General features: G+C 44.4%; 13 protein-coding genes. 8 read left to right on the top strand and 5 right to left on the bottom strand.

Annotation, left to right across the window (positions count from 1 at the left end; translation table 11 throughout):
- The first annotated feature begins 73 nt into the window (after positions 1 to 73).
- On the top strand, positions 74 to 868 hold the full coding sequence (locus tag H8B21_RS19675; RefSeq protein ID WP_190315563.1) for a tyrosine-protein phosphatase: 795 nt from the start codon (positions 74 to 76) through the stop codon (positions 866 to 868).
- Positions 861 to 1319: a hypothetical protein gene (locus H8B21_RS19670; RefSeq protein WP_223815154.1), complete on the top strand. Its 459-nt coding sequence runs from the start codon at positions 861 to 863 to the stop codon at positions 1317 to 1319. The genes H8B21_RS19675 and H8B21_RS19670 overlap by 8 nt, the downstream gene beginning before the upstream one ends.
- Positions 1320 to 1371: 52 nt before the next feature.
- Here the strand turns inward: H8B21_RS19670 and H8B21_RS19665 are convergent, their stop codons facing one another.
- The 5 genes from H8B21_RS19665 to H8B21_RS19645 all read right to left on the bottom strand — a co-directional run bounded on the left by H8B21_RS19665 (position 1372) and on the right by H8B21_RS19645 (position 7268).
- The gene (locus H8B21_RS19665) at positions 1372 to 2601 is read right to left on the bottom strand and encodes a DUF4374 domain-containing protein (protein ID WP_190315561.1); all 1230 of its coding nucleotides are present in this window, start codon (positions 2599 to 2601) and stop codon (positions 1372 to 1374) included.
- Positions 2602 to 2618: 17 nt separating this feature from the next.
- Positions 2619 to 4796, bottom strand: a complete 2178-nt coding sequence (locus H8B21_RS19660; protein WP_190315560.1) for a TonB-dependent receptor domain-containing protein — start codon at positions 4794 to 4796, stop codon at positions 2619 to 2621.
- Positions 4797 to 5008: 212 nt separating this feature from the next.
- Positions 5009 to 6640, bottom strand: a complete 1632-nt coding sequence (locus H8B21_RS19655; RefSeq protein ID WP_190315559.1) for a PepSY-associated TM helix domain-containing protein — start codon at positions 6638 to 6640, stop codon at positions 5009 to 5011.
- Between the two features lie 2 nt (positions 6641 to 6642).
- On the bottom strand, positions 6643 to 6858 hold the full coding sequence (locus H8B21_RS19650) for a hypothetical protein (RefSeq protein ID WP_223815153.1): 216 nt from the start codon (positions 6856 to 6858) through the stop codon (positions 6643 to 6645).
- 77 nt (positions 6859 to 6935) lie between these two features.
- Positions 6936 to 7268, bottom strand: coding sequence for a hypothetical protein (locus tag H8B21_RS19645; protein WP_190315557.1), 333 nt, complete (start codon positions 7266 to 7268; stop codon positions 6936 to 6938).
- Between the two features lie 182 nt (positions 7269 to 7450).
- Between H8B21_RS19645 and H8B21_RS19640 the strand changes: the two genes are divergently transcribed.
- The 6 genes from H8B21_RS19640 to H8B21_RS19615 all read left to right on the top strand — a co-directional run bounded on the left by H8B21_RS19640 (position 7451) and on the right by H8B21_RS19615 (position 12873).
- Positions 7451 to 7951, top strand: a complete 501-nt coding sequence (locus tag H8B21_RS19640; RefSeq protein WP_190315556.1) for a hypothetical protein — start codon at positions 7451 to 7453, stop codon at positions 7949 to 7951.
- Between the two features lie 78 nt (positions 7952 to 8029).
- Complete coding sequence (locus H8B21_RS19635) at positions 8030 to 8548, top strand: helix-turn-helix domain-containing protein (RefSeq protein ID WP_190315555.1); 519 nt, start codon at positions 8030 to 8032, stop codon at positions 8546 to 8548.
- Positions 8549 to 8590: 42 nt separating this feature from the next.
- Positions 8591 to 9973, top strand: a complete 1383-nt coding sequence (locus H8B21_RS19630; RefSeq protein ID WP_190315554.1) for a nucleotide sugar dehydrogenase — start codon at positions 8591 to 8593, stop codon at positions 9971 to 9973.
- A gap of 73 nt (positions 9974 to 10046) precedes the next feature.
- Positions 10047 to 10529: an adenylyltransferase/cytidyltransferase family protein gene (locus H8B21_RS19625; protein WP_190315553.1), complete on the top strand. Its 483-nt coding sequence runs from the start codon at positions 10047 to 10049 to the stop codon at positions 10527 to 10529.
- A gap of 46 nt (positions 10530 to 10575) precedes the next feature.
- A complete protein-coding gene (locus tag H8B21_RS19620) occupies positions 10576 to 11544 on the top strand; it encodes an SDR family oxidoreductase (RefSeq protein WP_190315552.1) in 969 nt (322 codons plus the stop codon).
- A gap of 33 nt (positions 11545 to 11577) precedes the next feature.
- Positions 11578 to 12873: a nucleotide sugar dehydrogenase gene (locus H8B21_RS19615; RefSeq protein ID WP_190315551.1), complete on the top strand. Its 1296-nt coding sequence runs from the start codon at positions 11578 to 11580 to the stop codon at positions 12871 to 12873.
- The last annotated feature ends 84 nt before the right edge of the window (positions 12874 to 12957 follow it).

Here is a 12957-nt window from a genome sequence, read left to right as displayed (position 1 = left end):
CGCCCTTTTGGGTGGGAAAGCGGTGGGTAGGTTTGTCTATGTTTGTACCATCTACTTATGAAGAACATTTTTTATGCTATCTATCTTTAGCCGTAAACGAAAATACAACGACCTCAGCTGGCTGCTGGTCGATGTGCATAACCACTTATTACCGCGCGTGGACGATGGTAGTGCCTCGGTATCGCAAAGCTTGGACTTACTGGCTGCACTGACCAATCAAGGGATACAGCAATTTATAGCTACGCCCCATATTTGGGATGGCATTTATCCCAATAACAAAGAGAGTATACAGCGGGCTTGGGAGGAGTTGCATCAACATGCGGATCTTCCCCGAAACCAACTCCGCTATGCCGCCGAGTATATGGTAAGCGAACAGCTGCTGGAAGACCTGGACAATCCGCTTGTACCGCTGCTCTGTCTTGCGGGGGGGTATCTTTTGATCGAGATGCCGCTTACCAATGAAAGTCCGCTCATTAAGGATGTTGTCCAAAAATTAATCGGGCGCGGCATAACGCCCATATTAGCTCATCCCGAACGTTATATATACTATCAACATTCGCCGAGTATGTTGAAGACGTTTAAAGATATGGGATGTCTGATTCAAGTCAACTTACTTTCTTGCTACGGCTATTATGGGCCAAGGGAAAGAAATGTAGTGAAATACCTGGCACAGAAAAGTATGGTAGACCTCGTCGGGACGAATGTACATGATCTGCGACATGTTAAGGCCATTGAACATTATGTGAAGAAAGAGGATATATCTGTTTTTTTCCAGGAGAAACTCCGTAATGCGGAATTTCTTCTCGATGTAGGGATGGACGTACGTCCGGACGAAAGGTGGAAAGATAAATTGGGAAGTCATGTATAGAGACACCCAAAATCGTATATTAACCTATATGAAAACGTCGCTTGTTTTGATGGATGCCATATGCTCAAATATGGCATTTGTCGCGGCGTTCTTATTGTCTAGGTCGTACTGGGCAACAAATATGCAGGAAGCGGTGTCGTCAGACGTTTATTCGATATGGGTACTGTTCAACCTCGTTGCCATTGTTTCCGCATTGCATCTGCGCTTATATGCCAATAGTACCGTTGAGCGGCTAGAAAATGTCTTGCACGCCACATGGAAATCAGTCATAACGCTATTGCTTGTATTTACGGGATGCACGCTGATAGAACATCGGTTTCCTGGAGTAGGGTATTTTTTGGGTGCTTTGGCTGGCATGGTCATCGCATACGTGGTATTATCCCGTTTTCTCCTAGCTTATATATATGCTGCCTTGTCACGTAGACACTCGGTAGCGTCATATAAAAAATAAGAGAACGGGCTGAGACAGCCCGTTCTCTATATCTAACATCGCCAGAAGATCTTTAATCCAAACGGCTGATTGCCGTAATCGTTCCACCTTCCACTTTTAGCCCTTGCGTAGCCGTTGCGGTTTCCGCATTGATATTGTATACATAGCTGATGCCACTTTTTAACGTGACACCGATAGCTGCAGTTTTTCCGTCTAGCGGGGTATAATTATTGGTCGTCACATTTGCAATATCTCCAACTTCTGGAAAACCCGTTACAAATTTTACCGTTTTCGCATTGAAGTCAATGATACCGATGTGCGCGCCCACACTATAAACGCCTTTTTCAGCCTTTGATGTAAAATGGCCAACCGCTTTGCCGTTTCCGATATAGGTCCAGTTAGTAATATTGTGACCGCCCGTTTGCGCTTCCAGATCAAAGTAGTAATCATCGAATGCCGTTGTGCCCGCCTTGATACGTGTAATCGCCGAGGGCTTGCTCGAGTTGAAAACATTATCCTTGCCATTGTTGATCGCCGTAGCGGGAGAAAAGGCATAGACATCGCCATTTTCCACTTTTGCCAGCCCATCAACAAAGTAGCGGCCAATATAACTGGTGCGGTTGTCTTTGATGACTTTTTCCAATTGCATGTCAGGGTAGGAGTATACGGCTATCCAGGCATTATCCGGATACTCCGTTCCCCAGCCGCCTTCCTCTGTGGCTTTGATACTGAAGAAAGGCGCGAACACCTTATTTCCCACTTGTTTTATCCACGAGAAATGCGCAATTTCACTATTTTCCGTGAGTTCCCTATGGGTATTGATCTTGCCACTTCGCGCGATACTGAGTGCATCGGTGTCTACGCTATACCATTGCGATTCCGGGCTGGTCAGGCTACGTGATATTTTCATCAACAGGATATCATTGTTTACCGGCGCGAAAGCCTGTACCGTCTCTGTCTGGAAGTTGGTCACTTTGTTCAACAGCCCGTCCTGCAAATCATAAGCAGTTACCGCGCCGGGGTTCCCTTGTCCGTACAGCATGCTATAGAACCGATTATTGTGCGTAAGGTAGTAGCGGTAAGTCCCGTCTTGTTCAGCACCATTTCCTTCGGTGCTAATCGTTCCAGTTTCCAACGAGGGCGCATTGATCAGATAATCGGCTACCCCGGTCTGCGCAACCGGTGTCACGGCCAGTACGAAATTTCCTCTGGTTCGTCTGTCAACGTCGTCATCCTTGTCGCAAGAACTGAGCCCTAGTGCTAATACGCCTAGTGCTAATGCTACATTTTTAATTGCTTTCATTGTATTGATATGTAAGTTTAATTGTTTTGTTTACTTAAAAAATACCGTAATTTGACATAGAAGCCGCGACTGGGTTTCTGAAGACTGAAATTGTCGTATAATAAGGCATCTGTTAGGTTTTTACACTCTAGGGCAATATTATAGCGCCCGTTCTGCATTGTATAGGTGATATTCGCGTCGTGTGCCAGTTGTTGCGGTACAAACTTCTTGTCGCCTCCCCGGCTAGGCCAGTACAGATAGAATTGGTGGACATATAGCAGGTTGTAGCCTACACTTAGACGATTTCCCTTTCCACCTAGTTCTTTGATAAAGAGTGAAGCGTCCGCATTCCCGAAAGCATAAGGCAGGTTGGGCATGCGATCCTGATATACCGGACTGATACTGGTGTAGCCGGGCTCATATTTCTGTTCATTCCGCACATTCTGATACGTGAAGTTGGCTCCGGCAACAAGCAGATCGCGGAATGAATACCGCACCTCCACGTCGCCTCCGATATTGGAGACACCATCCAAGTTGGAGGGCACGTACTTCGATTGGTTCTTATTCAAAATCCGATAGATATAATCGGTAGAATAACGATAGATCGCGCTTCCTGAGATTGAGAAATGGTGGGCGTCATGGAGCGAGAACATATAGGCTAGCCCGAGATTCGCATTATGGCTCGACTCGGGTTTTAAACGGTAATTTCCTTCCAGATTCTCGACATCACCATATAGCTCATCACTTTCGGGCAACCGTATACTTTTCTCGTACGAAGCCTTAAGTTGTAATTGCGGACGGAGAAAATAGCTGCCCGCCATGCCATAGCCAAAAAAATCGTGGTTTTTCCGCGCTTTCCGATAGTACTCTTGGTTTGTTCCGGGATCGGTGCCAAGGGTGTCGGTCACGGCCGTCTGATGGTAGTATTTACCGAATACAGATATATTCCATCTGTCTGCTAAATCGTATATATACCCGGCTCCAAGCACATTCTTATTTGTTTTCTTTGGCACGCGAGACTGTTCTTGGTTGGGATTCAATTCATTTCTTCCCTTCCTATCAAAGGTGTTAAATACATTATTGAGCGTAATCGTTTGGTTTTCGGCTATTTTATAGTTTATCGTTGCCGTTGCCAGTCCGTTATTGTTGCGGTACCGATAGAGTCCGCCATCGCGTTCACCCCCACCTCGGCCAGTCTCGGTTGGTTCGCCTATCCAATAATAGCGCAGTGCAACGGTATCGATACTCTTTTCTTCTCCGAAGTTGTAATTGGCGTTGAGCGTTACGTCCAGCCCTTCCAACAGCAGGTCTTCTTTCTGATACGTCAGTGAGGGCATCAGAAGATTACCCCTGCGATGCCAGTTTCCAAACACCGAAGCCATACGGGCGCCCGTTTGCATCTCCTTATAATTCTGGCCAACGGTCATACCTAGCAAGAGCCTATCGGCATAGGGCTTATTGACGACCCCGGCTTTTGCAACGAGTGTTTCGTTATGGTATTGGTCGTGGAACCGTCTCAAACGCTGATTGCGAAAATACTGACCGGACGCGTCGGAGGCCTCGTCCAGTGTTACCCAATAGTTGTTATCGGAATAATTTTGAAAGGCACTTAGCTGTAGTGTGAATCCTTTCTTATTCGTCGCTCCCGCATTAATGGCTGTGCGATGGGTATTGAATGATCCGTAGGAATAGGATACATCCACGTAATTACCGGTATTGCGGGACGAAATAATATTGACGGCACCGCCTAAAGCATCGGAGCCCAACCAGATCGGCACCACACCTTTATAGACTTCTACGCGATCCGCAAAGTTGATGGGAATATTATTGATCTGGAAGGAGGTGCCCATGTTATCGATCGGTACACCATCTAGAAAAAAACGGACGTGGTTACCCGAAAAACCGTTTAAGGAGAAATTGATATTGGAACCTACACCTCCGGTTTCCCGTACACGAACACCGGACACACGATCCAGTGCATGGGAAAGATCCAGCGTCGTATTGTGTAGGGATTTCGCGTCCAGCGCCGTTACGTTATACGCCTGCCGGTTTATTTCCTGTACCTTTGTGCGTCCATGAACCACCACACTGTCAATCAGCCGCTGGTCTAGTTTGTCGTTATCGGTTGTGTCGCGCCGCACCACCTGTGCTTTCAGGGAACCCACAGAAATCACCATAGCCCATAGCACGGCTGTATAAATTTTATTATATTGCATTACTTTAGTTTGACGATTAAAGTTTGGTAGACTCGTCTACCGTTAGAGGTCTGGTTGCCGCCAGGCCTCTTTTTCTTCTATATAATTTTCCGAAGTAGATTGCCGTCTATGATCGGATCATTATCTTTTTTTCACAATGTTATTTAGATTAAATATAAACAACGAGACAAAGGTAAAACTTGAGATGATAATTCCAAAAAGAAAATGCTTTTTTAACGATTGCCGCTTTTCTGGTGATTACCATCCCGTTGTATCTTCACAAACGCAATAATAGCAACAACTGCAATGGCAATCCACAGCAGATCGAAGAACAAAATATCCGTTTCGCCGCGAGCAAACGTTTTCCATATCCAATTACCGCTGTATATACCGTTCACAATAGGAATGCACAGCCCTAATATTGCCCCTAATAGAAGGGTCTCTTTATTGGTTGCGCGCAGATTCCGTCGGATGATATAGAATACCGACAAAGCCAGCCAGCTGTAGAAATACATCGAATATATAAAATCTTGGTTCACCTCCGGATAGACTTTAACGGCAATAAACGTCAGTGCCGTCACCGGTAGCATAGTGAGGCATATCGCCACAAAGATATTGCTCGCCCAGAAGTTGAAAACCCTTTTACGTTTAGGAATATTCTTCTTGTCTCGAGCCACCAGCCAGATCAGAATCCCCGAGATAATGACGATACAACCCATGATACCCAGTATAAAAAAGGTAATTTTTACCGGATAACCGCCGAAGTCTCCAAAGTGCAGGTGATAGATAATACTTGACACCTTGTCTTTATAGGAGGACGCGGTGTGCGGATCCTTCTCGTAGACCAATGTATTGTCGTGAATGCGGTATATCGCTTTTCCTTCACCGGAAAAGTTGAACTTCGAGTTTGGCTTGGCATGCACGATCAAGTGCATACTCTCATCCCCATAGTTTTTGATGAAAATACGGCTAAATTCGCTGCCTTTCCATTTTTCCTCCAATTCTGCGAGATAAGGTTTCATACTAAAACGCTGATCGATGGGTTTATAGCGGTATTCGTATGTGGTACCATCCGAAAAACCTAAATCCTGATAAAGTTCTTCCTGTTTTCCGTCGTATAAGTATTTGCTCAACGGCATGACCAATACGGTATTCACGATAAGGATGATGCCTGTCAAAGCAAAAATAAATTGAAAGGGGAAGCCGATCACGCCCAATGCGGTGTGCATATCCGTCCACACCGTCTTCCATTTACTCCAAGGACGGAAGATAAAGAAATTGGACACGATTTTATCCCAATGCAGAAGCAGCCCAGTGATAAGCGCAAAGAGGAACAGGAAAGATACCAGTCCGGCCAACGCGTAACCAAACGGGTAACCTACACGTATCGGAACTTGGTTCAATTGGGCTAAAAAATGCAACCGATATAAAAATTCACCCATATCATAGCTCTCTGCATAGGTGCTTGCCTTTCCCTGCTGGAAATCGTAGGAAAAAAACATAGAGTCACCGCTACCCCGACGTCCGCGTCCTTTCCCTTCTGGAGGAGCTTGTTGCGGTTTGCTTACCGTCGTATCTTTAGATACGCTCATGTTAACCGAAGCATAGAAAGAGTTGGGCTGCATGTAAAACGTGATATCACGTCCTTTTAAATCATGCGTCTGACGAAGGGAATCCAACAAGAAGTCAAAGTCCTTCTCCGTTCCCTTATTCGCCTCGTAGGAAGCGCCGTGTTGCCAAGCGCGTATCTCATGCTTGAAGAAAGAGAACGAACCGGCGAAAAAGATTACATATAATAAAGCGCAGATGATAATACCGCTGATCGTATGCGTATTGAAATAGATATTGTAGTTACGAATGTTCATTGTTAGGCGTGTAGAAAATAGAATAGGAGATAAAAAACGGTGGTTAAGGCAGGATAAAGTACCCATATCCACCAGCCATTCTTTACGAGGAAGGCATATAGAAGGAGGATCGCCCAGAGGACATAACCCGATAGATAAGCGGTAATGACAATATCTTGGTCAGTGAATATGCAGGTGAGCATCAAGTGGAAGCTGACCATCACGACATAGCCACCCACGAAGCCACCGGTGATTTTTAGGAAGCGTTGGAACGGGCTGCTTAAGTATTTTTTATTTGCAGGCATGAGAAAATAAACTAAAAAATAAAGATTTCGATTAGGATAGATAAAACAAAGAGACCTAAAAGGTGCTTCCAGTGGATATAGTTCAAAGGATTGAGCAGTACGACAATGCAGAGTATCGTCATGATGTAGCCGCCAAAAGCGAAAGTTCCCGAGCCGACTCCTTGGTCGATGATAATGACGAGCCACGAAAACACAAAAAGTATCGAAGCGATCAGCTTGGCATTTTTAGCCGGTTGCGCTAACGCGCGCAACCTCGGTGGAACTTTGCCCAGTTTTGCCTTTTTGGAAGTAATGTAGAGTAAGTAACAGCCGAAGAAGAGTACCAGAAAGAGTAAACTATACATTTGCTTATTTAGATTTGATTTAAATAAAGGCAAAGATAGTTTTTTTCAGAATATGAGCAACTGTTCGTGTTTATTTTTTGACCGCACCCAAATGTCCCCTATTTGTCCCCGCTTGTTTCTTGTTGTTTTTCAACTGTTTTTCGTCCTTTGTGTCTTTAATCTACAATCTACGAAATTACACTATGGAGGTATTAACCTATGCTATGCTTATGGGACTTGGTCTCGTATTCATCTTTTTTCTTGTGCGAAATGAGCAACAGAAGTATCAACGTTACAAACGCTTAATCGACATGGACGTGGAGGTGCAATTCCAAGAATCTGCCGATCCGTATGATCATATGCGCCGAGGGAGCGTGATGCTACGTCTTCATGGCTGTGAAGAGCATGTCAAAGCTATCGTGATTAAAGACATGTCTTTTAACCATCGGGCATTTTACGTACCCTCTCTTGACAATAAGCTATATTTTAAAGGAAAAGGAACTGAAAATCAATTATTATCGGCGAGTTTCCGAATCCGTCGCCACGCTTTACGTCAATTGGTTGGTAAGCAAGTGTATGTCAACTTATCGGGTTGGGTGAGCGACAACGAAGGGAATGCAAAACCGTTTAAAGCGCGTGTACCCTATACGGTAGCATGTTTCTCGGATAATGAAACCGCTATCAATATGACTGCATTAACTTAGGTACAACGCTTAACAAAATAATAACTTGGATTTTAAAAAAGTATCGAGTACCTTTGTTGCTCAATCTATCCGAAATCTATGTTAGGTGCGTTAATCACTTCAAAGACAAGATTAAAGTTACTGATCAAATTTTTTGTATCGGCAGGTAATACCGGCTATTTACGTGGTATTGCGGAAGAGTTTGATGAATCAACCAATGCTATTCGCAAAGAACTGAACCAACTTACCGAAGCGGGTTTCTTAGAACGTAAGCAGGATCAGAAGAAGGTTCTGTATCAGGCGAATACCCAACATCCGTTGTTCAGTCCTGTCCAACGATTGGTTCATTCTTTTCTGGGCGTCGATAAGGTAGTCGATCAAGTGCTGGAGCGTTCGGGCGATGTGCACGAAGTTATGTTGGTAGGTGCCTATGCGAAAGGAAAGGAATCTAAACAGCTCGAGGTGGTTGTTTTAGGTGAATCGCTAGATAAAGAATATCTACAGCATATAGCGGAAAAAACAGAGAAACTAATCGATAAAGAAATCGAATTGCATTTCGAAAAGCCGGATAGCGGTAGCTACATCGTCGTGTATCAGAAAGAGGGAGAAAAGGTTTAACGGAGCTTTCGAGCTCACCGAGGAATTTGTTAAGCAGCAAATATGAAGCAAATAAAAAAGATTACGTGTATCGGAGCGGGTTATGTCGGTGGGCCGACGATGTCTGTTATTGCCCAGAAGAATCCCGATATTCAGATTACGGTAGTCGACGTCAATAAGGAGCGTATTGCTGCATGGAACGATAACGACTTATCACGGCTTCCTATTTATGAGAAGGGATTGGATGCGGTTGTGGCTGAAGCGCGTGGTCGTAACTTATTTTTTGATACCGATGTCGATAAGGCGATCGATGAAGCGGATATGATTTTCATTTCGGTGAATACCCCAACCAAAACGTATGGAAAAGGAAAAGGACAAGCCGCAGATTTGAAATTTATCGAACTCTGTGCCCGTCAGATCGCCACCGTTGCTAAAGATGATAAGATAGTCGTTGAAAAATCAACGCTTCCGGTACGGACTGCAGAAGCGCTAAAAAGTATTTTAGATAATACGAGTAACGGCGTAAACTTCCATGTTCTTTCCAATCCGGAGTTTTTGGCGGAAGGAACCGCTATTGCGGATTTACACAATCCAGATCGGGTGTTGATTGGAGGTGAAAATACCGAAGCGATTGAGGCATTAGTAAATATATATGCCAGTTGGGTACCCCGGGAACGGATTTTAACAACGAACCTATGGTCGTCCGAATTGTCGAAACTGGTCGCCAATGCATTCCTTGCACAACGTGTTTCCTCCATCAACGCCGTTTCTGAACTTTGCGAGGTGACCGGTGCGAATGTCGACGAAGTTGCGAGAGCCGTGGGAATGGATTCCCGTATCGGATCGAAATTCTTAAAGGCTTCCGTAGGTTTCGGAGGTTCGTGTTTCCAAAAAGATATATTGAACCTCGTGTATATCGCGCGCTCTTATAATTTACACGCCGTAGCAGATTATTGGGAACAGGTTATTGTCATGAACGACCACCAGAAAACGCGTTTTGCCGAAAAAATTATACAGACGATGTATAACACTGTAAACGGCAAACATATTGCTTTTTTGGGATGGTCATTTAAAAAAGATACCAATGATACGCGTGAATCTGCCGCTATCTATGTCGCTGACCACCTGCTGGATGAAGAAGCACAGATTGTTGTTTACGATCCGAAAGTATCAGTAGAACAAATATATAAAGATTTAGATGCGCTTGGCACGCGCACGCCAGAGGCAAACCGCCGATTGGTGAAAGTGGTCAATGATCCTTATCAGGCGTTGGACGGCGCACACGCCATCGCTGTCCTGACCGAGTGGGACGCATTTAAAACATATGACTGGGCGAAGATTAAAGAGGCTATGAAAAAACCAGCATTTGTTTTTGACGGTCGGAAGTTATTGGATCGGTCACAATTAGAGACTTTAGGATTTAAATATTACGCTATAGGTGAATAGCTTGGCACTTTTATTGCTCATAGCGGTGCAAAGTCTACACTATCGAGCAATTAAGCATTAAAAAGACAACGATATGGAAGAAAGAGTAGTGAAAAAAAGAGAAGACTATAATCCAGGACCACGTGTTGGCATTACCTTTTCCACTTTTGATTTATTGCATGCGGGGCATATCATGATGCTTGCCGAGGCAAAACGTCAGTGCGACTACCTTATCTGTGGTTTGCAGATGGATCCAACGCTGGACAGACCAGAGAAAAATGCACCTACGCAAACCGTAGTAGAGCGCTATATCCAGTTGCGCGGATGCCAGTATGTAGACGAAATTGTACCCTACTCCACCGAGCAGGATCTGGAAGACATCTTGCGTTCTTTTAAACTGGATGTTCGTATTGTAGGCGATGAATATCGCGATAAAGATTTTACGGGGCGTAAGTACTGTGAAGAAAAAGGCATCGAGCTGTACTTCAACAGCCGCGACCACCGCTTTTCGAGTTCCGGTCTGCGTAAGATAGTATATGATAAGGAAAGCGAAAAAAATGGAAACGGAAATAAATAATCGTTAAATCGATCAAACACATAAATAGTTAAGCAAATACATATACATGAGTAAGATACTGATCACTGGTGGGGCTGGATTTATCGGCTCCAATTTAACCGAACATTTTCTAAATCAAGGCCATCAAGTTGTCGTGCTAGATAATTTTGCGACCGGACATCGCTATAATATCGCACAACATGAGGGCAATCCAAACTTTGAACTGATAGAAGGCGATATCCGTGATATGGCAGCTTGTGAAAAGGCTGTCGACGGCGTAGACTATGTGCTCCATCAAGCGGCGCTGGGGTCTGTGCCACGTTCGATCAAGGATCCGCAGACATCCAACGAGGTGAACGTCTCCGGCTTTTTGAATATGCTGGTTGCCGCACGTGATGCCGACGTAAAACGTTTTATTTACGCAGCTTCCTCTTCTACGTACGGAGATTCTGAAAACCTTCCGAAAGTAGAGGATGTGATCGGTAAGCCTTTGTCGCCTTACGCCATTACGAAATATGTAAACGAGCTTTACGCAGAGATATTTTCGAAGACTTATGGACTGGAAACCATCGGACTACGTTATTTTAATGTTTTCGGACGCCGTCAAGATCCGAACGGTGCGTATGCTGCGGTGATCCCGTTGTTCGTCAAGAAATTTATGAACCATGAAAGTCCCGTAATCAATGGTACAGGCGATTATTCCCGTGATTTTACCTATATAGACAACGTTATCCAGATGAACGAGCGGGCAATGTTGACAAATAATCCCGAAGCGGTAAATACCGTGTACAATACTGCGGTGGGCGACCGTACCACGTTGAATGAATTGGTAGGTTATCTGAAGGAGTTTTTAACGGAATATGATGCGGAAATAGCCAAAGTGGAGGTGATTCATGGACCAAATCGTCAAGGTGATATTCCTCATTCTTTGGCATCCGTGGACAAAGCACGCCGACTATTGGGATACGAACCTACACATGTTATCCGCGAAGGCTTACAAGAAGCCGTGAAATGGTACTGGGATAACTTGAAATAAATATAAAATCGAAAAAATATTACACACAAATCTATGAATACCGAGAAAAAAATAGCCGTTATAGGTCTAGGGTACGTGGGATTGCCTTTAGCACGCTTGTTCGCTACAAAATATCCGACATTGGGCTTTGACATCAACCAGAAACGTATAGACGAACTCCGTTCGGGAAAGGATTTAACGCTTGAGGTCGAAGACGATGTGCTGCAGGCTGTCCTTGTGCGCGAAAACCCATTCGGAAATGGAAATTTGGGTTTATATTGTTCCAACCAGTTGAGCGATATCGAAGACGCCAATTTTTATGTGGTAACGGTACCTACACCGGTGGATAAGCATAACCGGCCGGATCTTACTCCGCTTTATAAGGCATCTGAGACGGTAGGTAAGGTATTGAAAAAAGGAGATATTGTAGTATATGAATCTACGGTATATCCTGGTGTAACGGAAGAAGAGTGCATTCCAGTATTAGAAAAGGTCTCGGGACTGAAGTTCAATGTGGATTTCTTTGCAGGCTATTCACCGGAACGTATCAATCCGGGAGACAAACAACATACGGTAGAAAAGATCCTTAAGGTAACGTCTGGCTCTACGCTAGAAATCGGAAAAGAGGTGGATGAAGTATATAAATCTGTAATTACGGCAGGAACACATTTAGCTCCGGCGATCAAGGTTGCAGAGGCAGCAAAGGTTATCGAGAACTCGCAACGGGATATCAATATCGCATTTGTTAATGAACTAGCAAAGATCTTCAATATCCTGGATATTGATACACACGCCGTATTGGAAGCGGCCGGTACGAAATGGAATTTCTTGCCGTTTAAACCAGGATTAGTAGGTGGGCATTGCATCGGCGTTGACCCTTACTATTTAGCGCAAAAAGCACAGGAGCACGGTTACCATCCGGAAATCATCTTGGCAGGTCGTCGTCTAAATGACTCGATGGGTGAATACGTCGCATCACAGGTCGTGAAGTGTATGATCAAGAAGGGAATCAATGTAAGCGGTGCAGAAGTGTTGATGTTGGGTGTAACGTTTAAAGAAAACTGCCCAGATGTACGGAATACGAAGATTGTCGACGTGATCAGGGCATTGGAAGACTATGGCGTTAAGGTTACGACGTTCGATCCTTGGGCAAATCCAGCAGAGGTGGAGCATGAGTATAAACTTTCTTGTCAATGCGAGCTTGCCGAAGGTTCTAAATATGATGGTGTCGTGTTGGGCGTAGCGCATAAAGAGTTCTTGGATTTGGATTTGGATGCCTTGAAGAAAGAGAATGCCGTGGTGTATGATGTGAAAGGTATTATTACTGGCCAAGCGGATTCGAGATTGTAACTTTATTCCTAGATTTAGATCTATCGATAATTAATCTCGGACGGCGGGCTGTTTTATATTTTAATAAAAGCTTTTTATTATATC

The organism is Sphingobacterium chuzhouense, assembly GCF_014692525.1.
GTDB classification, from domain to species: domain Bacteria; phylum Bacteroidota; class Bacteroidia; order Sphingobacteriales; family Sphingobacteriaceae; genus Sphingobacterium; species Sphingobacterium chuzhouense.
Note: the sequence above shows the minus strand (reverse complement) of the source record. Positions and strands in the feature narration are given on the sequence as shown.